General features: G+C 61.5%; 27 protein-coding genes and 1 pseudogene. 19 read left to right on the top strand and 9 right to left on the bottom strand.

Features of this window, described 5'->3' with window-relative positions; translation table 11 throughout:
• Positions 1 to 140 (bottom strand): annotated as a pseudogene (locus tag AC1ECN_RS30160) (RT0821/Lpp0805 family surface protein); the annotation flags it as partial.
• A 65-nt stretch (positions 141 to 205) separates the two neighbouring features.
• On the opposite strand from AC1ECN_RS30160, the gene pdxH reads away from it, so the two are divergent.
• The gene (pdxH, locus tag AC1ECN_RS30155) at positions 206 to 826 is read left to right on the top strand and encodes a pyridoxamine 5'-phosphate oxidase (RefSeq protein WP_072639439.1); all 621 of its coding nucleotides are present in this window, start codon (positions 206 to 208) and stop codon (positions 824 to 826) included.
• A 6-nt stretch (positions 827 to 832) separates the two neighbouring features.
• Here the strand turns inward: pdxH and AC1ECN_RS30150 are convergent, their stop codons facing one another.
• Positions 833 to 1,870: a polysaccharide deacetylase family protein gene (locus AC1ECN_RS30150; protein WP_130672073.1), complete on the bottom strand. Its 1,038-nt coding sequence runs from the start codon at positions 1,868 to 1,870 to the stop codon at positions 833 to 835.
• A gap of 277 nt (positions 1,871 to 2,147) precedes the next feature.
• Here AC1ECN_RS30150 and AC1ECN_RS30145 point away from each other — a divergent pair, with 277 nt between their 5' ends.
• From AC1ECN_RS30145 to AC1ECN_RS30135, 3 genes are all read left to right on the top strand, one after another.
• A complete protein-coding gene (locus AC1ECN_RS30145) occupies positions 2,148 to 3,431 on the top strand; it encodes a serine hydrolase (protein ID WP_130672074.1) in 1,284 nt (427 codons plus the stop codon).
• A gap of 83 nt (positions 3,432 to 3,514) precedes the next feature.
• Complete coding sequence (locus tag AC1ECN_RS30140; protein ID WP_130672075.1) at positions 3,515 to 3,832, top strand: nucleoside triphosphate pyrophosphohydrolase family protein; 318 nt, start codon at positions 3,515 to 3,517, stop codon at positions 3,830 to 3,832.
• 169 nt (positions 3,833 to 4,001) lie between these two features.
• Positions 4,002 to 4,484 carry a hypothetical protein gene (locus AC1ECN_RS30135; protein WP_130672076.1) on the top strand — a complete coding sequence of 161 codons (483 nt, stop codon included), beginning with the start codon at positions 4,002 to 4,004 and terminating at the stop codon, positions 4,482 to 4,484.
• 121 nt (positions 4,485 to 4,605) lie between these two features.
• On the opposite strand, the gene AC1ECN_RS30130 is transcribed toward AC1ECN_RS30135, so the two are convergent.
• Positions 4,606 to 5,097 carry a GNAT family N-acetyltransferase gene (locus AC1ECN_RS30130; RefSeq protein WP_130672077.1) on the bottom strand — a complete coding sequence of 164 codons (492 nt, stop codon included), beginning with the start codon at positions 5,095 to 5,097 and terminating at the stop codon, positions 4,606 to 4,608.
• A gap of 16 nt (positions 5,098 to 5,113) precedes the next feature.
• Positions 5,114 to 6,529, bottom strand: coding sequence for a metalloprotease TldD (tldD, locus tag AC1ECN_RS30125; protein ID WP_130672078.1), 1,416 nt, complete (start codon positions 6,527 to 6,529; stop codon positions 5,114 to 5,116).
• A 190-nt stretch (positions 6,530 to 6,719) separates the two neighbouring features.
• Here tldD and AC1ECN_RS30120 point away from each other — a divergent pair, with 190 nt between their 5' ends.
• The gene (locus AC1ECN_RS30120) at positions 6,720 to 7,292 is read left to right on the top strand and encodes a hypothetical protein (RefSeq protein ID WP_130672079.1); all 573 of its coding nucleotides are present in this window, start codon (positions 6,720 to 6,722) and stop codon (positions 7,290 to 7,292) included.
• 183 nt (positions 7,293 to 7,475) lie between these two features.
• Here the strand turns inward: AC1ECN_RS30120 and AC1ECN_RS30115 are convergent, their stop codons facing one another.
• Entirely contained in the window at positions 7,476 to 8,144 is a 669-nt protein-coding gene (locus AC1ECN_RS30115) for an invasion associated locus B family protein (RefSeq protein ID WP_197727381.1), read from the bottom strand.
• A gap of 316 nt (positions 8,145 to 8,460) precedes the next feature.
• On the opposite strand from AC1ECN_RS30115, the gene coxB reads away from it, so the two are divergent.
• From coxB to AC1ECN_RS30085, 6 genes are all read left to right on the top strand, one after another.
• Positions 8,461 to 9,345, top strand: a complete 885-nt coding sequence (gene coxB, locus AC1ECN_RS30110) for a cytochrome c oxidase subunit II (protein WP_032983170.1) — start codon at positions 8,461 to 8,463, stop codon at positions 9,343 to 9,345.
• 17 nt (positions 9,346 to 9,362) lie between these two features.
• Positions 9,363 to 11,063: a cytochrome c oxidase subunit I gene (gene ctaD / locus AC1ECN_RS30105; protein WP_477954991.1), complete on the top strand. Its 1,701-nt coding sequence runs from the start codon at positions 9,363 to 9,365 to the stop codon at positions 11,061 to 11,063.
• A 67-nt stretch (positions 11,064 to 11,130) separates the two neighbouring features.
• Positions 11,131 to 12,081 (top strand): heme o synthase, encoded by a 951-nt coding sequence (locus tag AC1ECN_RS30100; RefSeq protein WP_477954989.1) that lies wholly within the window; start codon positions 11,131 to 11,133, stop codon positions 12,079 to 12,081.
• Complete coding sequence (locus AC1ECN_RS30095) at positions 12,081 to 12,221, top strand: hypothetical protein (protein ID WP_165406120.1); 141 nt, start codon at positions 12,081 to 12,083, stop codon at positions 12,219 to 12,221. Before AC1ECN_RS30100 ends, AC1ECN_RS30095 begins: the two co-directional genes overlap by 1 nt.
• Positions 12,218 to 12,826 carry a cytochrome c oxidase assembly protein gene (locus AC1ECN_RS30090; protein WP_130672081.1) on the top strand — a complete coding sequence of 203 codons (609 nt, stop codon included), beginning with the start codon at positions 12,218 to 12,220 and terminating at the stop codon, positions 12,824 to 12,826. The genes AC1ECN_RS30095 and AC1ECN_RS30090 overlap by 4 nt, the downstream gene beginning before the upstream one ends.
• Positions 12,827 to 12,887: 61 nt before the next feature.
• Positions 12,888 to 13,766 (top strand): cytochrome c oxidase subunit 3, encoded by an 879-nt coding sequence (locus AC1ECN_RS30085; RefSeq protein WP_018069105.1) that lies wholly within the window; start codon positions 12,888 to 12,890, stop codon positions 13,764 to 13,766.
• Between the two features lie 505 nt (positions 13,767 to 14,271).
• Here AC1ECN_RS30085 and AC1ECN_RS30080 read toward each other — a convergent pair.
• Complete coding sequence (locus AC1ECN_RS30080) at positions 14,272 to 14,913, bottom strand: chloramphenicol phosphotransferase CPT family protein (RefSeq protein WP_130672082.1); 642 nt, start codon at positions 14,911 to 14,913, stop codon at positions 14,272 to 14,274.
• Positions 14,914 to 15,148: 235 nt separating this feature from the next.
• On the opposite strand from AC1ECN_RS30080, the gene AC1ECN_RS30075 reads away from it, so the two are divergent.
• The 6 genes from AC1ECN_RS30075 (at position 15,149) to purE (ending at position 19,445) form a co-directional block, all read left to right on the top strand.
• Positions 15,149 to 15,529, top strand: coding sequence for a DUF983 domain-containing protein (locus AC1ECN_RS30075; protein ID WP_003545995.1), 381 nt, complete (start codon positions 15,149 to 15,151; stop codon positions 15,527 to 15,529).
• Positions 15,522 to 16,277: an SURF1 family protein gene (locus AC1ECN_RS30070; RefSeq protein ID WP_130672083.1), complete on the top strand. Its 756-nt coding sequence runs from the start codon at positions 15,522 to 15,524 to the stop codon at positions 16,275 to 16,277. Before AC1ECN_RS30075 ends, AC1ECN_RS30070 begins: the two co-directional genes overlap by 8 nt.
• Positions 16,278 to 16,340: 63 nt before the next feature.
• Positions 16,341 to 17,342 (top strand): 4-hydroxy-3-methylbut-2-enyl diphosphate reductase, encoded by a 1,002-nt coding sequence (ispH, locus tag AC1ECN_RS30065; protein ID WP_477954987.1) that lies wholly within the window; start codon positions 16,341 to 16,343, stop codon positions 17,340 to 17,342.
• A 69-nt stretch (positions 17,343 to 17,411) separates the two neighbouring features.
• Positions 17,412 to 18,377, top strand: coding sequence for a homoserine kinase (locus tag AC1ECN_RS30060; RefSeq protein ID WP_130672085.1), 966 nt, complete (start codon positions 17,412 to 17,414; stop codon positions 18,375 to 18,377).
• The gene (rnhA, locus tag AC1ECN_RS30055; protein ID WP_003545999.1) at positions 18,374 to 18,829 is read left to right on the top strand and encodes a ribonuclease HI; all 456 of its coding nucleotides are present in this window, start codon (positions 18,374 to 18,376) and stop codon (positions 18,827 to 18,829) included. Before AC1ECN_RS30060 ends, rnhA begins: the two co-directional genes overlap by 4 nt.
• Before the next feature lie 130 nt (positions 18,830 to 18,959).
• Positions 18,960 to 19,445, top strand: coding sequence for a 5-(carboxyamino)imidazole ribonucleotide mutase (purE, locus tag AC1ECN_RS30050; RefSeq protein ID WP_130725818.1), 486 nt, complete (start codon positions 18,960 to 18,962; stop codon positions 19,443 to 19,445).
• Positions 19,446 to 19,504: 59 nt separating this feature from the next.
• Here the strand turns inward: purE and AC1ECN_RS30045 are convergent, their stop codons facing one another.
• From AC1ECN_RS30045 to AC1ECN_RS30035, 3 genes are all read right to left on the bottom strand, one after another.
• Positions 19,505 to 20,590: a zinc-binding metallopeptidase family protein gene (locus AC1ECN_RS30045; protein ID WP_130672087.1), complete on the bottom strand. Its 1,086-nt coding sequence runs from the start codon at positions 20,588 to 20,590 to the stop codon at positions 19,505 to 19,507.
• A 152-nt stretch (positions 20,591 to 20,742) separates the two neighbouring features.
• Positions 20,743 to 20,934, bottom strand: coding sequence for a CsbD family protein (locus AC1ECN_RS30040; RefSeq protein ID WP_003546001.1), 192 nt, complete (start codon positions 20,932 to 20,934; stop codon positions 20,743 to 20,745).
• 115 nt (positions 20,935 to 21,049) lie between these two features.
• The gene (locus tag AC1ECN_RS30035) at positions 21,050 to 21,655 is read right to left on the bottom strand and encodes a YqgE/AlgH family protein (RefSeq protein ID WP_130672088.1); all 606 of its coding nucleotides are present in this window, start codon (positions 21,653 to 21,655) and stop codon (positions 21,050 to 21,052) included.
• 141 nt (positions 21,656 to 21,796) lie between these two features.
• On the opposite strand from AC1ECN_RS30035, the gene AC1ECN_RS30030 reads away from it, so the two are divergent.
• Both AC1ECN_RS30030 and AC1ECN_RS30025 read left to right on the top strand, forming a co-directional pair.
• Positions 21,797 to 22,648 (top strand): protein-disulfide reductase DsbD domain-containing protein, encoded by an 852-nt coding sequence (locus tag AC1ECN_RS30030; RefSeq protein WP_130747507.1) that lies wholly within the window; start codon positions 21,797 to 21,799, stop codon positions 22,646 to 22,648.
• A gap of 125 nt (positions 22,649 to 22,773) precedes the next feature.
• A complete protein-coding gene (locus tag AC1ECN_RS30025; protein ID WP_011650769.1) occupies positions 22,774 to 23,259 on the top strand; it encodes a peroxiredoxin in 486 nt (161 codons plus the stop codon).
• Positions 23,260 to 23,423 lie beyond the last annotated feature (164 nt).

The raw sequence follows: 23,423 nt of genomic DNA, 5'->3' as shown, positions 1-23,423 counted from the left end.
ACCTTGGCATCACTCAAGAAATCCATGCCGCCGCCGACGCAGCCAGAGAGCGACAACACCGCGGTGCCGATGACGAAGAACGCGCGGCTGCGTCGCCGCAGGCCCCTTGAATGGCGAGATGACTTTGCTATGACTTCCACCCTGCATCCTGTCCAGTTATCAAAAGCTGGGCGAGTTTTGAATAATCCGGGGCATTTGAACCAATATGTCGGCAAACGAGTTAACAAGCGGTGACTTTACCGAAAGTGGCGAGCCCTTCAAGCTCTTTGCCGAATGGCTGAAAGAAGCGGAGGCCTCCGAGCCCAACGACCCTAATGCGGTGGCGCTGGCGACGGTCGATGAGGATGGTCTTCCGAATGTCCGCATGGTTCTCCTGAAGGGATTCGACGACGACGGTTTCGTCTTCTACACCAATTTCGAGAGCCAGAAAGGCCGCGAAATTCTTGGCCAGAAAAAGGCTGCCATGTGCTTTCACTGGAAAAGCCTGCGCCGCCAAGTGCGGCTGCGCGGCCCCGTCGAGATTGTCACCGACGCCGAAGCCGACGCCTATTTCAAGACACGGGCGCGCGGCAGCCGCATCGGCGCTTGGGCCTCCAGACAATCCCGTCCGCTCGAAAGCCGTTTCGCGCTGGAAAAGGCCGTGGCTGAATATACCGCGCGTTATGCCATCGGCGAGATTCCGCGCCCCGCCCATTGGTCGGGCTTCCGCATCCGGCCGACCTCGATCGAATTCTGGAAAGATCAGAAATTCCGCCTGCACGACCGGGTCGAATTCCGCCGACCATCACCGGAAGGCGAATGGGACAAGGTGCGGATGTACCCGTAAGGGGCTTTACCGGCCCATCAGCTTCAGCGGTATGCCGGAAGCAAGCGCCGAGACATAGCGTCGCTTCTGGTAGAATCCGTTGAGCGAAATGCGCGGGAGATAGCCGGTGAGCCGCGCTGCGGGCAGCCCGGGTTGCGTGGTGACCGCGAGGGTAAAGCCGAGATTGCGTGCGATGCGCGCCTCGCGGGCGGTCGCAGCCTCCCGCGTGCCGTAGGGATAGGCGATCGTCTCGGGACGGATGCCGGTCACCGCCTCGAGGTAATCCGCCGAAGCCTGCATCTCGATTCGCGCTTCGGCTTCCGGCAGGCGGGCGAGCGCGCGATGGCTGATCGTATGGGCGCCAAGCGCTGCGAGCGGATGGCTGGCGAGCCATTGCAATTCGCCAGGGCCCATCACCAGTTCGCGGACGATATCCGTCGGCTCGATGCCGTTTTCCCGCGCCAGCAGATCGATGGCGGCGACGGCGCGCGCCTCGTCGGAGCGGTGGATATAGGCGGCAAAACGGTCGAAGGCATGCCATTGCTGCTGCGGGCTGTCGAGCACCAGGCGCTCCATGCCGCGGCCGAAATCGAAGCGGATTTCCGGCGCCTGGCGCAAGAGGATCGCCAGCGTCTCCCACCAGATGCTGTGAGAGCCCTCGGCAAAACCCTTGGCGACGAATACCGTGAACGGCGCCTGATGCCGCTCGAACACCGGCAGCGCATGTTCCAGATTGTTGCTGTATCCGTCGTCGAGCGTGAAGGCCGCAAACGGCTGTGCGCCCTCGGGCTCTGCCAGCAGCGCCGGCACCTGATCGAGCGGCACGAAACGATAGCCCTGTCGCTTCAGCCGCCGCAGCGCCGCGTCGAGAAAACGCGGGGTGATTTCGAGATGCGCATTCGGTTCGAAGGCCTCTGGYACGTGCGGGCGGACATGATGCAGCGTGAAGACGACGCCGCGCCCGCGCGCTTCGCGCATCAGCCCGGCCGAGCCAAGTAGCCAGGAAAGCTCGAGCCCGGCGCCGATCGCTGCGCGTTTTGCCAATCGCTTGAATTGTCCCGTCATGCGGCGCCCGTTCCTTGCCTTTGCCGCAAACTAGCAAGTGCGACTTAAGCCTTGCTGAATCCCTGTTCGGAACAGGTCTTTGATTTCCTGTTAACCAAGGTGATGAAAAGACTAGAAAAATGATAGGCGTTGCCTCAAAGTCGCGCCAAACTTACGGCTTCTGTCACATTACGGCACAAACGCCGGTCTGACCGAAAGCCTGCATCGAGGGCTGCGCATCAGGGGCCAGCGTATGAGGGGCCAGCGTATGAGGGGCCAGGGTATGAGGGGAAAGTGCATGAGAAAGCTTTTGGCGGCTGTGTTGACCGTAACGCTTGCCGTTTCGGCGCCTCTTGCGGCCCTTGCCGGAAATGCTTCGCTGATCCTCGATGCCCGGACCGGCAAGGTTCTCGCCGCCGAAAACGCCGATACGCTGAACCATCCGGCCTCGCTGACGAAGATGATGACGCTCTATCTCACCTTCGAGGCGTTGAAACGCGGCAAGATCGCCTGGGACACCCCGATCAGGATATCGAAATACGCCGCCGCACGGCCGCCGACCAAGCTTGGCGTCAAGGCGGGCGGCACGATCACCGTGCGCGAGGCGGTCTATGGCATGATCGTCAAATCCGCCAATGATGCCGCCTCCGCCATGGGCGAGAAGCTCGCCGGCTCGGAAAGCGGTTTTGCCCGGGTGATGACGGCGAAGGCCCGCCAGCTTGGCATGAGCCGCACCGTCTTCGTCAATGCTTCCGGCCTGCCGGACGGCCGCCAGGTCACCACGGCGCGGGACATGTCGACGCTCGCCGTCGCCTTGATGAAGAATTATCCGAACGAATATCGGCTGTTTTCGACGGCAAGTTTCAATTTCCGCGGCCGGACCGTGCGCGGCCACAACAATCTCATGTACCGCTACCAGGGCATGGACGGCATCAAGACCGGTTATACCAACGCCTCCGGCTTCAACCTCGTCAGCGCCGTCCGGGACGGCAACCGCCGCGTGGTCGGCGTCGTGCTCGGCGGCCGCACTGCCCGCAGCCGCGACGACAAGATGGCTGGTTTGCTCGACCGTTATCTCGGCCGTGCCTCGTCTTCCGGCGGCGCAAAGCTGGTGGCGAGTGTCGGCGCCAAGGAAACTGTCGAAGTCGCGTCCGCCGCCGACGCGTCCGATGTTCCGGTGCCGCTCAACGCACCGCGGCAAGTCGACGATCTCGCAGCCAAGAGCCTGGCCTATGCCGATGACGCCGTCGTGCCGCTGGAGCGTCCGGTCGCGATGGATGAGATCCTGAACGCCGGCAAGACACCGGAGACATCAGCAGAGAAGACCAATGGCGACTGGCAGATCCAGATCTCGGCCGCTCCCAGCGCCGACGCCGCACGTGCGCTTCTCGCCCAGGCAAAGTCCGAAGCCGGCGCGCCGCTCGTGTCCGCTTCGCCCTATACCGAGGCGGTCGGGCAGGGGGCCAACAAGATCTATCGCGCCCGCTTCGTCGGCTTCGCCAGCAAGGATGCCGCCGTCTCGGCCTGCGATGCGCTGAAGCAGCGCTCCTATGACTGCATGCTGCTGCCGGATCGCGGTTGATCGCCGCCCGGCACTCTGGGCAATCCCGTTCTGGACAATTGTCGGGAATCAGCATCTTCTCCATAAACAAAAGGAGAACGCTCATGCTGCGCCGTCTCGCCGACCAGTTCGAAACCTCATCCGCGGCCTATGCCGCAGCCAACGGCATCGAGCGGGACCCCGACTGGTTTCTGTTGAAGCTGCAGGAGGAGGTGGGCGAACTCACCCAGGCCTGGAACCGCGTCACCGGCCGCGGCCGCCGCAGGGACCGGACGCCGGAAGAACTCGACCGCGATCTCGCTGACGAAACCGCCGATCTGCTCGGCCATATCCTGCTCTTTGCCCGCCGCAACGATATCGATCTTGCCGCCGCCATCGAACGGAAGTGGCGGTTTCAGCCGGCGCTGACGTCGAAGGGCTGATGCAGGACAAGAACATCAAACCCGTCGCAAGAGTTACGCGAAAGTATTCAGCCGCAAAACTTTCTGTGGATACGGCTGGGGTGCGCCTGGTTTCTTTTAAACTTCACGATTTCTTCTATTGCGAAAACACAACCCAATCATAGTTTGGGAAGACTTTCTGGGGACTTATATGAAATTCAAGAATGCTATCGTGCTTACGGCCGCGCTCCTCTCCTCCTGTGCGGCATCCAGTTCCATGCGCACCTCGGAGAACGAACTCATCATCAAGACAGAAGCCGCTCCAGTATGCGGCAATATCGGTGCGATGAAAGTCGCCGAGAAGCAGGCAGCGATCGAGACGATCAAGGCCGGCTACGATCGATACATCATCCTCGGGCAAGCAGGCGCGGACACCACCCGCGTCGTCCAAATGCCTGGATCATACACGACAACGGGCACGGCGACGGTTTACGGGAACACCGGCTACTACAGCGGCAACACCGTTTACAATCCTGGTCCCACTTTCGTCGCAGGCGGCCATAATCAGGATCTGGCGGTCAGGATGTTCAAAGAGGGCGAGCCAGGAAGTGAAAGGGCTCTTTCCGCTCGCGAAAGGCTCGGACCAAAGTGGGCGGTGATCGTTCGCGACGGGATAAACACATGCGCGGGGTAGTCTCGACGCCTGCCACCGTGGATCCCGCTGGTACGCGCCGCGACGACCGGACGCAGTTTAGCCAGGGCCGTCCGTCTTCGGAAAATCCGGCTGCGCCTTCATGACCTTCCCGAAGCTTAGGTCAGCCGACCTTATATCGGTAGAATTTGCTGTCCACCGCCATCAGCGGGAAGGTGCGGGGCAGGGCGCTCTTGGCAATCTCGGTAAAGCCGTTCTTCTCGTAGAAGCGATGCGCGGCGACGAACTTGTCGGTTGTGCCGAGGAAGATATCGGTGAGGCCGGCATCCCTGGCATGGGTCAACAGCCGATCGAGAAGCCGCGCCGCCACGCCATGCTCGTGGCCGCGAACCGCAGCAGAGACGAACATCTTGCGCAACGCCGCCTGGTTTTTGCCGATATCCTTGAGCCCGACCGTGCCGACGATGGCGCCATCCTTGACGGCGACCCAGAACTGCCCTTTGCCGGACTGATAGAAATCCGGGATGACCCTGAGATCCGGCTGCGCATCCGCGGTGATATCGATGCCGAACTCCTCGCGCTGGATCGGCAGGATCACCGAAAGCACGGCATCGGCGTCATCGGCTGTGAAGGTCCTGATTTCGACGTCCGCCATGACAGGTCCTTTTGCCTCAGGTCTGGGTGCCGCCGACCGTCACCTGATCCATGCGCAGATGCGGCTGGCCGACGCCGACCGGAACCCATTGGCCGGCCTTGCCGCAATTGCCGATGCCGGTATCGAGCTTCATGTCGTTGCCGATCATCGACACCCGCTTCATCGCATCCGGACCGTTGCCGATCAGCATCGCGCCCTTGATCGGCGCGCCGACCTTGCCGTTCTCGATCAGATAGGCCTCGGTGCAGCCGAAGACGAACTTGCCGGAGGTGATATCAACCTGGCCGCCGCCGAAGGAGACGGCATAGATGCCCTTCTTCACCGAGGCGATGATCTCCTCGGGCGTCTTGTCGCCGCCGAGCATATAAGTGTTGGTCATGCGCGGCATCGGCACATGGGAATAGCCCTGGCGGCGGCCGTTGCCGGTCGGCGCCATGCCCATCAGCCGGGCATTCTGCCGATCCTGCATATAGCCGACGAGCTTGCCGTTTTCGATCAGCACGTTGTAGGCAGACGGCGTACCCTCGTCATCGATGGTGATCGAGCCGCGGCGATTGTCGATCGTGCCGTCATCGACGACGGTGACGCCGGGAGCGGCGACCATCTGGCCGAGGAGGCCGGCAAAGGCCGAGGTCTTCTTGCGGTTGAAATCGCCTTCCAGCCCGTGACCAACAGCCTCGTGCAGCATCACGCCCGGCCAGCCGGAGCCGAGAACGACGTCCATTGTGCCCGCCGGCGCATCGATCGCCTCGAGATTGACGAGCGCCTGGCGCAACGCCTCGTCGGCGCCGTATTGCCAGCTGCCCTCGGCGATGAAATCGCCGAAGCCGATGCGCCCGCCGTGGCCATAGGAGCCGCTCTCCTGCCGATCGCCTTCGCCGACCATGACCGAAATGTTGATGCGCGTCATCGGCCTGATGTCGCGCACACGATGCCCGTCGGCCCGGAGTATATCGACGACCTGCCAGCTTGCGGCGACCGAGGCCGTCACCTGCCGCACCTTGTCGTTCTTGCCCCTGAGATAGGCGTCGATGTCCTGCAGGACCTTGACCTTCTCCTCGAAGCTCGGCTGGCCGATCGGGTTCTCGTCGCTGTAGAATTTCTTGTTGGTGCCCTGAGGCGCTGCCGCATAGGAGCCGGAATAGCCGCGCGTCACCGCGCCGACGGCATCGGCCGCCCGCTTCAGCGCCGCCACCGAGAGATCGCCGGCATGGGCGTAGCCGACCGCTTCGCCGGCAACGGCGCGCAGGCCGAAACCCTGTTCGGTGTTGAAGCTGCCGCCCTTCAGCCGGCCATTGTCGAAGGTCAGCGCTTCCGCCTGCGCATGTTCGATGAACAGTTCGCCGTCATCGGCGCCGGACAAGGCCTCGGCGACAAGGCCGCGCATCGTCGCTTCGTCGGCATCGAAAAGCGTCAGGAGATCGGTGTTCATGGTATGGCTCCAATGGGCATGCGTTCAGGAGTGCACTTACTCCCTAGATAGGGCTCCATATAACAAGGAGTGAAGCCCTACCGTCGAATATTCTTTGTTGTGCAGGGCGATCTCGGGAGATGGAACGTCCTTCGAAAGAGATGTAAGCGTTTTGTCGTTTCGCGCTGGGTGGCGGCGTGGCTGTTTTGAGATGATCAGTTTGGGGGCCGATTTGTTCGAAATGATGACACGTGGTGCGAGTGGAGTCGTTCTCGCTCTTCTTTTTCCCGTGACGGGACTGGCGGCCGATAACTGGCTTGAGAAGGTCTTTCCCGATCCGGAGGAATGCCTCGCGGTGGACGGAATGATCTATTTCAACTTCGACGAAAAGAAGCTGGTCGTGAGGGGATATCAAAAGGCCCAAGTTCAAAAGCATATCGCGGCCGGGGATGTGATCGTCCGGGAGGAATGCAAGGGCGGGGCCGGGATTGCCTCGCCAGTGATAAACAAGCCGGGCGAGTTCTTCGGAAATCAATATTCCGCATTCGAAATCCCGGCTTCGGGACAGTCGAATGATGGATGTCTAACAGTATCATCCTATAACATCCTGTTATCGAAGCCCGCTGCCGCGCTCAGGGATGAGATCGAAAGGCGCACCGGAAAAAGGCTGGAAATATACTCTCCCACCCGTCCCCGTGATGGCAGCGCAGATGAGATGCCTGGTTATATCGTCGATGCAGGCGATCACTCTGAATATGTTTGTAGCTTTTCCGAATATGATTAGGGTTCTGGGCTTATTGCCGAGCTGAACATGGTCCGTGTGGGCACGGGGGTCTGGCGGCGGCGCGGTTCCGAAAACCTCTGCCCCTCACCTAACCCTCTCCCCGTAAACGGGGCGAGGGGACGTGCCCCGCGAGAGGTGGCGGCAGCCGGATGAGGGGCTGGCCATGGCAGACGGCAGTTGACCTCACGGCAGAGCGTCGAAACCTTCCGCGAAGCCCTTGAGGTCGACGGGGATGCCGATGCCTTCTTCCGGGGTCTGGAAGACGATGAAGGTGGCCTGGGCGCCGCTGCGGAAGGTCTTGAGCAGCTCGTCCTCGAGCACGACCTCGGCATAACAGCCATCGGCGAAGCAGCGGACGAAATAGGCGCGGCCGATATCCTTGCCGTCGACATTGAGCCCAAGGCCGTTCGGCAGCAGCACGCCGAGCGGCGCCAGCACGCGGAGAATCTTCGACTTGCGGTCGGCTGTCTTCAAGACGACGACGGACAGCCCGACTTCCGGGCGATCCTCGGCGATGACGTTCTGCATCAGCGCGCATTGTTCGGTCGAAGCCCCGGCCGGCTTGTCGCAGACGACAGACCACGCGCCATGATTGGACTTTACCGTGCCGGGCGCCGGCGGCTGCGTCTGGCCGGGCATCACCTGTTCGACATTCGGTTTGGCGGCGCTCGGCTGCTGCGGCGCCGGAGCAGGGGTCGGCGCCGTCGCCGAAGCGGGCGGCTTGGCCTGCGACGGGGTGGGCTGCTGCTGTGCGAAAACGGGCGTCGTCGCTGCGGCCGCGATGCTGGCAGTCAGGAGAAGCGACTGCGCGAGGGAACGGAAACCCATGGAAACCTCTGGATATCGAATCATTGCGGCTATTGTTGAAGCTGCCCACCAAAAATGAAAAGCCCCACCCCGTGAAAACCGGGGGACTGCGGCGGAAATTGGACCTTTCGCAAATAATGTGCAGCGTGCGGATTGGCCGGAAAGCCGATTTTTCATATGCTGATGAAAAACTTGGGATGTTTTGCCGTTCTGGCCTGCCTATGCTTTGAGCAAAAATGCCGCATAGACAATTGCTCTGACCTGTTGCGGCGAATGCCAAACTGTGGTTTGAAGCGCTGAAGATGGCAAGGATTCTGCGTTCTATTTTGCAGGTCAAGCGCTCGAGGGAGATAATAAGGTGATGAAGAAGGCTTATGCAGCCCTGACCACGCTGGTCTGTCTGCTTTTTGCTTCCGGCACATATGCCGACCAGCCCATGCCGTGGCAGGCGACGCTGCAGCCGGCGGCAACGCCGATCATGCGGGAAATCCACTGGTTCGAACAATATACCCTGTGGTTTATCGTTCCGATCACGCTTTTCGTTCTGGTCCTGCTCATCGTCGTCTGTTTCAAGTTCCGCGCCAGCGCGAACCCGGTTCCCTCGAAGACGAGCCACAATACGCTGATCGAGATTGCCTGGACCGTGGGGCCGGTCCTGGTGCTTCTTCTGCTCGCCATTCCTTCGTTCAACCTGCTGACCGCGCAGCTGACGCTGCCGGAAAACCCCGATGTGACGATCAAGGCGACCGCCACCCAGTGGCAGTGGAACTACGAATATGAAGGTTCGGGCGAAAGCCCGCTCGCTTTCGATTCTTACCTGCTGAAGGATCAGGACCGCGCGGCCGCCGGCAAGGAAGACAAGTCGATCTATCCCAGACTTCTCGCCGTCGACAACGAACTGGTCCTGCCGGTCAACAAGACGGTCCGCGTTCTCGTGACCTCTGCGCCGACCGACGTCATCCACGCCTTCGCCATGCCTTCCTTCGGCGTCAAGATCGATGCCGTGCCGGGCCGCCTGAACGAGACCTGGTTCAGGGCCGAGCGCGAAGGCCTGTTCTACGGCCAGTGTTCCGAGCTCTGCGGCAAGGACCATGCGTTCATGCCGATCGCCATCCGCGTCGTCTCCGAGGACAAGTACAAGCAGTGGCTGACCGCAGCCGCCAGCGACCTGCCCGGCGCCTACAAGACACTCATGGCCGCAACCGATGGTCCCGCAAAGACCCTCGACGTCGCCGAAGCACAGTAATTAAGGGGATCGGGACAATGGCTGGACCTTCCGCTCACGACGATCATTCTCATGATCACGCCCATCATGACCACGCGCATGACGATCACCACGATCACGGGCACAAGCCGAGCTTTGCCAATCGCTGGCTGTTCTCGACCAACCACAAGGACATCGGCACGCTCTACCTGATCTTCGCGATCATTGCCGGCATCATCGGCGGCGCGCTGTCCGTCGCTATGCGCATGGAGCTGCAGGAACCGGGCATCCAGATCTTCCACGGCCTGGCCTCGATGGTCTACGGCTATGAAGGCGATGCCGCGATCGACGGCGCCAAGCAGATGTTCAACATGTTCACGACAGCGCACGCGCTGATCATGATCTTCTTCATGGTCATGCCGGCGATGATCGGCGGTTTCGCCAACTGGATGGTGCCGATCATGATCGGCGCCCCCGACATGGCCTTCCCGCGCCTCAACAACATTTCCTTCTGGCTGATCGTTCCCGCCTTCGCGCTGCTGCTGCTGTCGATGTTCGTCGAAGGCCCGGCAGGCGCTTATGGCACGGGCGGCGGCTGGACGATGTATCCGCCGCTGGCCACAACCGGCACGCCGGGACCGGCGGTCGATCTTGCGATCTTTGCGCTGCACATTGCCGGCGCCTCGTCGATCCTCGGTGCGATCAACTTCATCACCACGATCCTCAACATGCGCGCTCCCGGCATGACGCTGCACAAGATGCCGCTGTTTGCCTGGTCCGTGCTGATCACCGCCTTCCTGCTGCTGCTGTCGCTGCCGGTTCTGGCAGGCGGCATCACCATGCTGCTCACCGACCGTAACTTCGGCACCTCCTTCTTCTCTCCGGAAGGCGGCGGCGATCCGATCCTTTACCAGCACCTGTTCTGGTTCTTCGGTCACCCCGAGGTCTACATCCTCATCCTGCCGGGCTTCGGCATGGTCAGCCACATCATCTCGACCTTCTCGAAGAAGCCGATCTTCGGCTACCTCGGTATGGCCTACGCCATGGTTGCGATCGGCGCCGTCGGCTTCGTCGTTTGGGCCCACCACATGTACACGGTCGGCCTGTCGCTCGACGCGCAGCGCTACTTCGTCTTCGCGACGATGGTCATCGCCGTTCCGACGGGCGTGAAGATCTTCTCCTGGATCGCGACGATGTGGGGCGGCTCGATCTCGTTCCGCACGCCGATGCTCTGGGCGATCGGCTTCATCTTCCTGTTCACGGTCGGCGGCGTCACCGGCGTCCAGCTTGCCAATGCCGGTCTCGACCGCTCGCTGCATGACACCTATTACGTCGTGGCCCACTTCCACTACGTTCTGTCGCTCGGCGCCGTCTTCGCGATCTTCGCCGGCTGGTACTACTGGTTCCCGAAGATGACCGGCTACATGTACAACGAGTTGGTCGGCAAGCYGCATTTCTGGATCATGTTCATCGGCGTCAACCTGGTGTTCTTCCCGCAGCACTTCCTCGGCCTCGCCGGCATGCCGCGCCGCTACATCGATTATCCGGATGCCTTTGCCGGCTGGAACTATGTTTCCTCGATCGGCTCCTACATCTCGGCTTTCGGCGTGCTGATCTTCCTTTACGGCGTCTTCGAAGCCTTCGCCAGGAAGCGTGTCGCCGGCGACAATCCGTGGGGTGAGGGTGCAACGACGCTCGAATGGCAGCTGCCTTCGCCGCCGCCCTATCACCAGTGGGAACAGCTTCCGCGCATCAAGTAATTTGCGCGGACATCAGGACGCCGCATTCGATACGGCGTCCTGATGGTAAGACATTCAGGACGGAATGATGACGGTCATCGACAATCACGAGGTGCTTGCAAAGGACGGCGAATTGTCGGAAGCGAGTGCGCGCGATTATTTCGAATTGTTGAAGCCACGGGTGATGTCGCTCGTGGTCTTCACTGCCTTTGCCGGTCTCGTGCTGGCGCCGGGCCACATCCATCCCGTCCTCGGCCTGATCGCCATTCTCTGTATCGCCGTCGGCGCCGGCGCCTCCGGCGCGCTGAACATGTGGTATGACGCCGATATCGACGCCATCATGAGCCGCACCGCCAACCGTCCGATCCCGGCCGGCCGTATCGCGCCTTCCGAGGCGCTCGCCTTCGGCCTGGTGCTGTCAGGCTTCTCGGTGGTGATTCTCGGCCTTGCGGTCAACTGGCTCTCGGCCGGCATCCTCGCCTTCACCATCTTCTTCTACGCCGTCGTCTACACCATGTGGCTGAAGCGCTCGACGCCGCAGAACATCGTCATCGGCGGTGCCGCCGGCGCCTTCCCGCCGATGATCGGCTGGGCCTGCGTGACCAACAGCGTGACGATCGAGAGCACCGTTCTCTTCCTCATCATCTTCCTGTGGACGCCGGCGCATTTCTGGGCGCTTGCCCTCTTCAAGATGCGCGATTACGAGGCCGTCGGCGTGCCGATRCTGCCGAACGTCGCCGGTGAGCGGGTGACCAAGCATCAGATCGTCGCCTATGCGGTGCTGACAGCCGTCTGTGCTGTCTTGCCGTCCTTCCTCGGTTTCGCGAGCTTCGGTTATGGCCTCGTTGCCGCCGCCCTCGGCGCCATCTTCATATACTGTTCCATCGCCGTCTGGCGCATGCCCGACGGCGATCTGAAGATGATCCCGGCGAAGAAGCTTTTCGGCTTCTCGATCTTCTATCTCTTCGCCGTGTTCTCCGCCCTGATGATCGACCGGCTGGCCTCGGCGCTGGTCTCGCATGCGGGAGGTTGGTTCTGATGGAATTGGTCAAGCTCACGGAAAAGCAGCTCAAGTCGCGCCGCAACCGCAACGTCGCTCTCGGGCTGGTGCTTGCCGGCCTCGTCGTTCTCTTCTACGTGATGGCAATCGTGAAGATCGGCGGGGGAGCGGCCGGATGAGCGATAACCCCGCCGCACCGAAGAAGCAGGTCCGCAACAACGGCGCCGTCGTGATGATGTGCCTGAGCTTCGTCTTCGGCATGGGCGCGATGAGCTATGCCGCCGTGCCGCTCTACCGCATCTTCTGCCAGGTGACCGGCTATAACGGCACGACCCAGCGCGTCGACCAGGTGTCGAGCGTCGTGCTCGACCGCACGATGCGCGTCACCTTCGACGCCAATGTCGCGCCCGGCCTGCAATGGGAATTCAAGCCGGTCCAGCGCGAGGTCAATCCGAAGATCGGCGAAACGATCCAGGTCAATTTCACCGCCGAGAATCGTTCGAACGAGACCCAGCGCGGCCAGGCGGTTTTCAACGTCACGCCTGGCGAAGCGGGCGTCTATTTCAACAAGGTGCAATGTTTCTGCTTTACGGAAACGGACCTGAAGCCGGGCGAAAAGCTCGACATGCCTGTCGTGTTCTACATCGATCCTGAAATCGTCAAGGCCGTGGAATCCAAGGATATCCATACGGTTACGCTGTCATATACGTTCTACCCGAAAGAGGGTCCGAAGCCGGTGGCTTCGAATGAGGGTGGAGCGGAGAAGATTGAAAAGAAACTTTGATCAAGGCTCGTTTCCGGCTATGCCGGGAGCGGAGTGAAGGAAGACATCCGGGGATAGCTACATGGCCGATGCTCACCAGAAGAATCACGACTATCACATCATCGATCCGAGCCCGTGGCCGATTATCGCTTCGCTCGGCGCCTTCATCATGGCGATCGGCGGCGTCTGCTACATGCGCTACCTGAACGGCGGTTCGTTCAAGGTTGCCGGTGCGGAGCTCGCCAATCCCTGGCTCTTTTATATCGGCTTCGCGCTGGTTCTCTACGTGATGTACGGCTGGTGGGCCGATACGGTGAAGGAAGCCCATGAGGGCGCCCACACCCGCGTCGTCTCGCTGCACCTGCGCTACGGCATGATCATGTTCATCGCTTCGGAAGTGATGTTCTTCGTCGCCTGGTTCTGGGCCTATTTCGACGCCAGCCTCTATCCGAACGAAGCGATCCAGGCCTCGCGGCTGCTGTATACCGGCGGCACCTGGCCGCCGAAGGGCATCGAGGTCCTCGATCCCTGGCACCTGCCGATCTACAACACCGTCATCCTGCTTTTGTCGGGCACGACGGTCACCTGGGCGCACCATGCGCTGCTGCACAACGACCGCAAGGGCCTGATCCAGGGCCTGACGCTGACGGTGCTGCTCGGCGTGTTGTTCTCCAGCGTCCAGGCCTATGAATATGCCCACGCGCCCTTCGCMTTCAAGAATTCGATCTACGGCGCGACCTTCTTCATGGCGACCGGCTTCCACGGTTTCCACGTCCTCGTCGGCACGATTTTCCTGGGTGTCTGCCTGATCCGGGCGCTGCGCGGCGACTTCACCCCGAAGCAGCATTTCGGCTTCGAGGCCGCCGCCTGGTACTGGCATTTCGTCGACGTCGTCTGGCTGTTCCTGTTCTTCTGCATCTACGTCTGGGGCGGCTGGGGCGCACCCGTCGCAGCCGGCTGATCGGAACGATAGTCAAGCAAAAGGCGGGCCTCGTGCCCGCCTTTTTTGTTGGTGGGATCCGCGATAGCTCGCGCCTTTCCGGAGACGCGGGACGTGCCATGCGAGAGCGGGCGAGGAACGGAGAGGCTGCGGCATGTGTCCTCTTCTCCCCAGCGGGGGTCCGAAGGACGGGTTGAGACCGGTGGCTCAACCCAGGCAAAGGTGGCCCGAAGGGTCGGATGAGGGGGCCACACGGCACGCCCTCTCATCTTAACTATCCCGCCGTGCCGACGCGAGCGCGGTCGAATCCCGCATGAATATTGTTGGAAAGACCGGCTTCGCCGGCCCCCTCATCCGCCCTACGGCAGCTTCTCCCCGCTGGGGAGAAGAGGGAATCGAGAGGTTGCAGCATATTCCCTTCGCCCCGTTTACGGGAGTCCGAAGGACGGTGCCGGCAGCCGGATGAGGGCTGCCAGCGGCAATCTCTTCGGCCGAGGTAAAGGCTCCGTGCCCGCTTTTCATCGCCTCAGCGCGCCCCGGCGATCCGTTCGAAAGCCGAAGGCTCGGGAATACCGAGATCCAGCTGATGGCGGATCGCTTCGGCGCACTCGAGCGGTGTCAACACTGAGGTATCGACCTCCATATCGTAGATGCCGGGCCGATGCACCGCGTCCTGCCAGCGTTGCACCGGTTCCGGAACRGGCACGTCCTCCGTGGCGCTGAGATAAAGCGTCTCGCGCCCTTCCTGGGCAATCTCGCGCCGCTGCATGATCGTCTCGATCGGACAGCGCACGCCGACGAACAGCACGGGAAAGTCTTCCAGTCGCCGGGCGCAATCGCCGAGGATGCCGAGCGGCTGCGAATAGCTGTCATGGTGGCCGAGATCGGCGATGACATTGAGCCCCAGGCTGGCATGGATGGCGATCGATTCGTAGAGTGCTGCATAAAAGAACGGCACCAGTTCCTCCAGGTCCGGCCGCTCGCCGCCCGGCCGCAGTCCGATGCCCGGCAGGTAGCGCTTCGGTGTCATGGCATTGTAGCTGTCGACGCCGAGGTTGATCCACGGCCCCTCGAAGTGTTCCTGTACCGCGCGCGCGATGCTTGATTTGCCGCTCCGCGGCGCGCCGTTCAGGATAATGATCTGCACGGAATGGCTATCATCGGTCATCAGTCTTCTTCTTCTGTTTGGCGCGAATCACTACAGCGCCGCGCGACTTTTCAGACGCGGCAAGGACGCTGTAACACTTTGAATTGCTGATAGTTCCTCACATCGATTCCGATGTGAGGAACTATCAGCGAGACGAAATCACGCAGGCATTTCCCTTCGTCCTGCGAATACTTTATGGGAGAGTTAAGGCAGCATCGAAAAAGCCGCGGCCGCCAGGATCGCTATAAGGAATGCCATGAACGAGGACAGCGCCCATTTTCCCCCCGTCGATCCGGTGAAAACTGGCATCAAGGGCTGCTGCCCGCGCTGCGGCCAGGGCAAGCTGTTCGACGGCCTGCTCGGCGTAAAGCCGCGCTGCGCCGCCTGCGGCCTTGATTATTCCTTTGCCGATTCCGGTGATGGCCCGGCCGTCTTCGTCATCCTCATCGTCGGCTTCATCGTCATCGGCATGGTGCTGTGGCTGCAGGTGAATTACGGGCCACCGATCTGGGTGCATATCCTGCTCTTCGCTCCGCTGACGATTATCCTGTCGCTGCTGACGCTGCGCTGGTTCAAGGGCATCCTGATCGCCATGCAATACCGTCATAATGCCCGCGAAGGACGCCTGAGTGACTGAGATAGTGCATGTAACGTCGCGCCGCCGGCTGCCTGTCTTGACCGGTATCCTGGTGCTGATCGCCCTTGCCATCCTGATTTCGCTCGGCACCTGGCAGGTGGAGCGCCTTCACTGGAAGGAAGGCCTGCTCGCCGATATCGCCGCGCGGCAGGCAGCAAGCCCCGTGCCGCTTGCCGACATCGAAGCGATGGCGGCGACAGGTGGCGACATCGAATACCGCAAGGTCACCGCCACCGGCCGCTACATCAACAACAAGGAGCGGCACTTCTTCGCCACCTGGCGCGGCCAGACCGGCTATTACATCTATACCCCGCTGGAGCTTGCCGACGGGCGCACGCTCTTCGTCAATCGCGGCTTCGTTCCCTTTGACAACAAGGAGCCGGAAATGCGCATGCAGGGCCAGTTGACGGATCAGCAGACCGTCACCGGCCTGGCGCGCGAAAAGCTTCCCGGCAAGCCCTCCTGGGTGGTGCCCGACAACGACGTCGCCAAGAACATCTTCTACTGGAAGGATCTCGACGTCATGGCCTCCAGCGTCGGGCTGGAGAAAGCGAGCGTCATTCCCTTTTTCGTCGATGCCGATTCCACCCCCAATCCGGCCGGCCTGCCGATCGGCGGCGTCACACAGGTGGATCTGCCGAACGATCATCTGCAATATGCTTTCACCTGGTACGGGCTGGCCGCCGTACTGGTCGTCGTGGTGGCGATCTCCTGGTTTCGCAAGGGCGCCAAGACACCTCCGCAATAGTATCACTTCAATTCTCGACCATATTGGGCTAGAGGTCGCTAAATCTCTCAACCCGGAACAGACATGAATATTGCGGCCAAACCTCCTTTGACGATCAGGCTCTGCGGCCCGCRCGGCTTCTGCGCCGGCGTCGACCGCGCCATCCAGATCGTCGTGCTGGCGCTGAAATCCTATGGTGCGCCGGTCTATGTGCGCCATGAGATCGTCCACAATCGTTATGTCGTCGAGGGGCTGGAGGCCAAGGGCGCAGTCTTCGTCGAGGAACTGGACGAAATCCCCGCCGAACATCGCGCCCAGCCGGTGGTCTTCTCCGCCCATGGCGTGCCGAAATCCGTGCCGGAGGATGCGGCAAGCCGCAACCTCTTCTATCTCGATGCCACCTGCCCGCTGGTCTCCAAGGTCCACAAGCAGGCGATGCGCCACAATCGCCTCGGCCGCCACGTCGTCCTCATCGGTCATGCCGGCCACCCCGAGGTGATCGGCACGATGGGTCAGCTGCCGGAGGGGTCCGTTTCGCTGATCGAGACGATCGAGGATGCCGACGCCTATGTCCCCGTTGATCCCGATAATCTCGGCTATGTCACCCAGACGACGCTGTCGGTCGACGACACCGCCGGCGTCATCACCCGCCTGCACGAACGCTTCCCGAACCTGACGGCGCCGGCAGCGGACTCGATCTGTTATGCGACGACCAACCGCCAGGAAGTGGTGAAGCAGGCAGCCCCAGGCTGCGATCTCTTCATCATCGTCGGCGCACCGAATTCGTCCAACTCCAAGCGCCTCGTCGAAGTGGCGCTCAGGGCAGGGGCGAAGAAATCGATCCTCGTGCAACGCGCCGCCGAGCTCGACTGGGGCGAGATCGGCGCGATTTCGACGCTTGGCCTCTCCGCTGGCGCATCGGCACCCGAAGTCATCGTCAACGAGATCATCGAGGCTTTCCGCGCCCGCTTCGACGCCCGCGTCGAACTGGCCGAAACGGTGCAGGAAACCGAAAACTTCCTCGTCAACCGCGAACTGCGCAGTATCGAGCTGACGGCCGCCGACATGGCCTTCGTCAACGGCTAGATCGGCCTTCGGCCTGGCGTCCACTCCGGCAAATCCAACATCAACAAGGCATGAAGGGCGAGACCTCACTTGGCAGTCTATACCGATATCGCCGAAGACGATCTGAAATGGTTCCTGACGGAATATGACGCAGGCACGCTGCTTTCCTACAAGGGGATCGCTGAAGGCGTCGAAAACTCCAATTTCCTGCTTCATACCTCCAAGGACCCGCTGATCCTGACGCTCTATGAAAAGCGTGTGGAAAAGAGCGACCTGCCTTTCTTCCTCGGCCTGATGCAGCATCTTTCTGCTCGCGGCCTGTCCTGCCCGCTGCCGCTGCCGCGCCGGGACGGCGCGCTGCTCGGCTCGCTGTCCGGCCGCCCAGCGGCGCTGATCTCCTTCCTCGAAGGCATGTGGCTGAGAAAGCCGGAGGCCAAGCACTGCCGCGAAGTGGGCAGGGCGCTGGCCGAGATGCATGTGGCCGGCGATGGTTTCGAGTTGAAGCGGGCGAATGCGCTGTCGATCGACGGCTGGCGGGGGCTATGGGAAAAGTCCGAAGCGCGCGCCGGCGAGGTCGAGCCCGGCCTGCAGACCGAGATCCGCAACGAACTCGATTTCCTCTCCGCCTCCTGGCCGAGTGGCCTGCCGGCCGGCGTCATCCACGCCGACCTCTTCCCCGACAACGTCTTCTTCCTCGGCGACCAGCTCTCCGGCCTGATCGATTTCTATTTCGCCTGCAACGATCTGCTCGCCTATGACGTCTCGATCTGCCTGAATGCCTGGTGCTTCGAGAAGGACGGCGCCTATAACATCACCAAGGGCACGGCGATGCTCGAGGGTTACCAGAGCGTCCGGCCGCTGAGCGATGCCGAAATCGCAGCTTTGCCGGTGCTGTCGCGCGGGTCGGCGCTGCGCTTCTTCCTGACCCGGCTCTATGACTGGCTGACGACGCCTGAGGGCGCCATGGTCACCAAGAAGGACCCGCTCGAATATCTCCGCAAGCTGCGGTTCCACCGCCAGATCAAATCGCCCGCCGAATATGGATTGAGCCTATGAAACACGTCGATATCTTCACCGACGGCGCATGCTCCGGCAATCCCGGCCCCGGCGGCTGGGGCGCGGTGCTGCGTTATGGCGATGTCGAAAAGGAGCTTTGCGGCGGCGAGGCGGATACGACCAACAATCGCATGGAGCTGCTGGCGGCAATCTCGGCGCTGTCGGCCTTGAAGAGCCCTTGCGAGGTCGATCTCTATACCGACAGCGCCTATGTCAAGGACGGCATTTCCAAGTGGATTTTCGGCTGGAAGAAAAACGGCTGGAAGACCGCCGACAAGAAGCCGGTGAAGAATGCCGAACTCTGGCAGGCGCTGGAGGCGGCCCGCGACCGCCACAAGGTGACGCTGCACTGGGTCAAGGGCCATGCCGGCCACCCGGAAAACGAACGCGCCGACGAACTCGCCCGCCGGGGCATGGAGCCGTTCAAGAAGGGCAAGGCGGTTTCGTTTTGAGTAAGGTTCCGAGAAGTATTGTAGCAAACGGCTGAGGCCGTGCTTCCCGGCCAGAGCCGGAGGGGCCTGGCCAACGTCTTTTCAATAGTTGCCACAGAGAACTTCAAACTCATTGCACAGGAAAGCAAACATGTCGCCAGAGCCAGTCGTATCGATCATCATGGGTAGCCGATCAGATTGGCCAACGATGAAACTGGCGACAAAAGCGCTTATCGCGTTCGACATCCCTTACGAAGCAAAGATTGTTTCCGCACATCGAACTCCTGAGCGCCTTTACGAATATGCGAAGGCGGTCGCAGGCCGGGGTATCAAGGTCATTATAGCGGGAACGGCATATGCCGCACATCTGCCCGGCATGACTGCTTCGCTCACTGATATCCCCGTGATCGGCGTCCCGATCGAATCGAAGTCGTTAAAAGGATTGGATTCACTTCTTTCGATTGTACAGATGCCTGCCGGAATCCCAGTCGGTACGTGTGCAATCGGCGAGGCCGGAGCAAAAAACGCGGGTATATACGCTGCCAAGATACTGGCCTTGAGTGACCCAGCGCTTTTTCAAAAGCTAACTGCAGCAAGGCAAGAACTGGCGAATAATGTCCCCGAAAACGTTGAGTAGCGGCTTATCCTGCGGATGACGGCCGATGTTCTAATCGTGGGCAATTGGGCCTCAGCTCCTCAAGCCGCCTGCTGCTGCGGCGCCGTTGCGGCGCCCTGGATCAGCCGGTGCAGATATTCGAGCTTGGCCACGACAGGCGAGGACAGCACGAAGGGGTAGGAGTCCGGCTGTCCCATGCTGCGCTGGATGGCGTTGATCGCCAGGCTGAGCGGCACCCAGGCGCTGACCAGCTGTTCGGCGCTTCTTGCCCTGTAGGGGATGAAATCCACCTCGCCTGATATTTCCTCATGGCCGCTCGGATCGATGGCGATGCCGAAGGCGCGCGCAGTTTCGAGCGTATCGACGATATGGAGGTAATGCGCGAAGCATTCGGCGAAATCCTCCCAGGGGTGCGACGCCGCATAGGCGCTGATGAAATTGTCCTGCCATCCCAGGGGCGCGCCGCCGGCATAATGGTTCTGGAGGGCTGTCGCATAATCCTGCCGTTCGTCGCCGAAGACCGTGCGGAAATCGGTAAGGCCGCCCCGATCGCGCACCAGCTTGTTCCAGATGAAATGGCCGGCCTCGTGGCGGAAATGGCCAAGCAGGGTGCGATAGGGTTCGTTCATCGAGCTGCGCGCCTGTTCGCGCGTCGCATCGTCGGCCTCAGCGGCGCGGATGGTGATCAGGCCTTCCTCATGGCCGGTCATGGCCGGCACGATATAGCCGTTGCTCTCGATCGAATCCTCGAGGAAATCGAAGACCAGGCCACCTTGCGGATCTTGCGCCCGATCCGGATGCGGCAGCTTCCAGCGCAGCAGCGAATAAAACAGATGGCGCTGCGCCTGGCTGATGCGCCGCCAGCGATCGATGCCGTCCTGGGTGTCGGTGTTCGGAACCAGCCGGTTATGGCGGCAGGCAACGCAGAATTCACTCTCGCCGTCGCCGTCCACCAGCCAGTTGCAGATGTCGAGGCCGGCATTGGCGCAGAAGCGGACGTCGCGATCGGGATCGGAAACGAGCTGCCAGAGCGTCTCGTCGCGCGGCTCCAGCGCATGCATCGCGAGGTCGCCTGGCAGGAAGCCGAGGCGATGGTTGCAACGCACGCATCGACGATTGTCGAAGTGGACGACCTGATCGCAATTGTCGCAGGCAAAAAGCTTCATCTTGTCAATCTCTGCAAAGCATGAGGGTGGGGGATCAAAAATGCCTGCCGCGCGAGGGGCGCAGCAGGCATGGTGATAAAGGATGAGCGTCTACTGCGCATTCCTCAACTCGGAATCACAGCGTCTTTGCGTGTGTGAAGAGACGCTGTCGCTCAGAGCCGGTCGACGGCGCCCTTGAGCTTGTCCTTGACCTTGCCGGTTGCGACTTGTCCCTTGCCCTTGGCTTCCTGGACGGCGCCCTTGGCCTGCATCTCGCGATCGTCCGTCGCCTTGCCGACGGCCTGCTTGGTCTTGCCGGCAATTTCATTTGCCTTACCGGAAATCTTGTCGCTGGTGCTACCCATCTTGTGATGTCTCCTTGGTCGGCATGGGCCTATTGTCCATGCTTGCCGAAATGAAACGTCACTCTTGGCTATTCGTTCCCGCTGCCGTCAGGTCAGCGACCGTCAGGCCAGCCTCTCAAGCATGGCCGGCTTCGGCCGACAGCATGGCAGCTGTCACGCCCATGCCGGCGAGCGCCCGCTCGTATTTGTCGTCGAGGCTGCGGTCGAAGATCAATTCCTCGTTGGCCGGGCAGGTGAGCCAGCCATTGTTGACGACCTCGTTTTCGAGCTGGCCGGCCGCCCAGGAGGAATAGCCGAGCAGCATCGTTGCCCGCGTCGGCCCGTCGCCCTTGGAGATGGCGCGGACGATGTCGAGCGTCGCCGTCAGGCAGATATCGTCGCTGACGGGGATCGAGGAGTCGCTGGCATAATCGTCCGAATGCAGCACGAAGCCGCGGCCGCTTTCCACCGGGCCGCCGGTCTGGATCGGGAATTCGCGCGCCCGCTTCGGCAGCACGATCGAATCTTCCTGATTGATCATGTCGAGATGCAGCAGCACATCGGTGAAGGTAAGGCTCTGCGGACGGTTGATGACAAAGCCCATGGCGCCGGCATCCGAATGCGCGCAGATGTAGATGACAGTGCGCGCAAAATTGCGGTCTTCCATGCCCGGCATGGCGATGAGGAACTGGCCATCGAAGAAGCCACGTTCCCGTCTGTTCTTCAGCGTTGATAAGGACATCGTTCCTCCTGCTGCCAGACCGCACCAAGGCCTCGACAAGAGAAACATGGGCCAATGTCACACATCAATCAACTGAAAATGAAGATTTAAATCGCCGCGACTTCTGGCGGCCAAACAGCAGTTTCGGTAAACCTTTGTTCCATGATGATTATTTCCTTGGCCCCGCGCCGGTTTTTAATTGCGGCCGTCTCAATGGCCGCAGCCCTTGTGCCGTTTTCTACCATTCATGCGGAAATGAGCGCCTGGGCGGACGACGGCGGCGGCCGCATGCGCCTCGTGGCGCTCGCGCCCGATGCCGCCGGCAAAATCCGCGCCGCCCTTCAGATCGAGCCGAAACCCGGCTGGATCACCTATTGGAAGGAGCCCGGCAACAGCGGCATTCCGCCCCAGATCACCATCACCCCCGAGAGCGGGGTCAGCCTCGATGCCATCGCCTATCCCGTTCCGAAACATTTTTTCAAGGGCGGGATCGAGGATATCGCCTATGACGCGCCGGTGACGCTGCCGCTGTCGCTGACGGCGGCCGGCAAAGGCCCGGTTGCGATCGACGCTTCCGCCTTCATCGGCATCTGCAAGGATATCTGCATTCCCTTCCAGGCGAATTTTCAGCTGAAGCTTGGCACCGCCATGCAGTCGCATCCTGAGGAGGAGGCGATCCTCCAGGCGGCCGATGCGAGCCTGCCGAAGCCGCCATCGGTGGATTTCGGCGTGACGGCGCATGCGATGTCGCCTGACAGGAAGACCTTGTCGCTGACGCTGGCTCTGCCGGGCGGGGGGGCGGGCGAGGGCAAGGCCGCGCCCGATATCATCGTCACCGGTCCGAGCGGCTATGCCTTCACCAAGCAGATCGGCGGCAAACGAGACGGCGCCGCCTTCAAGGTCGATGTACCAATCGGCAAGCTGCCGAAGGATTACGACATATCGGGCAAGCAATGGAGCGTGCTGGTCATCGACGGCGGGAAGGCGATGGAGACGACGCTTGCCTTCGAATGACCGGCCTTGCCTTTCAATGGCCGGCCTTGCCTTTCAATGATGGGCTCCTATAGTCGCCTCCGATCCCGTGCGGCGCCCGCCGCCGCCAAGCAGAACCGCCAAATCCAGAACTCAAGGAGAAGACCATGACCATCGCGATCGGCGACAAGCTTCCTGCCGCCACCTTCAAGGAAAAGACGGCTGACGGCCCGGTCGAAATCACCACCGATCAGCTCTTCGCCGGCAAGCGCGTCGTGCTCTTTGCCGTGCCGGGTGCGTTTACGCCGACCTGCTCGCTGAACCACCTGCCGGGTTATCTCGAAAACCGCGACACCATCCTTGGCAAGGGCGTCGACGACATCGCCGTCGTCGCCGTCAACGACTGGCACGTCATGGGCGCCTGGGCGCAATCGTCAGGCGGCATGGGCAAGATCCACTTCCTCGCCGATTGGGATGCCGGCTTCACCAAGGCCGTCGGCCTCGACGCCGACCTCTCCGCCGGCGGCCTCGGCCTCCGCTCCAAGCGTTACTCGATGCTGGTGGAAGACGGCGTCGTCAAGGCCCTCAACGTCGAGGAAAGCCCCGGCCAGGCCACCGTCTCGGGTGCTGCCGCGATGCTGGAACAGCTCTGAGCGTTAGAGAAAGTCTGCCCCTCACCCTAACCGTCTCCCCGTTCTGACGGGGAGAGGGGACGTGCCCTGCGAGAGCGAGGTGGGAACGGATATGCCGGATGAGGGGCACGCGCCGACGGTCTTTACGCTTGCTAGAGCTCGAGCGGTCGCAGGTCGTGCGTCGG

It is taken from the genome of Rhizobium sp. 01N447_2, assembly GCF_056399245.1.
This window is presented reverse-complemented; position numbering and strand designations above follow the sequence as displayed.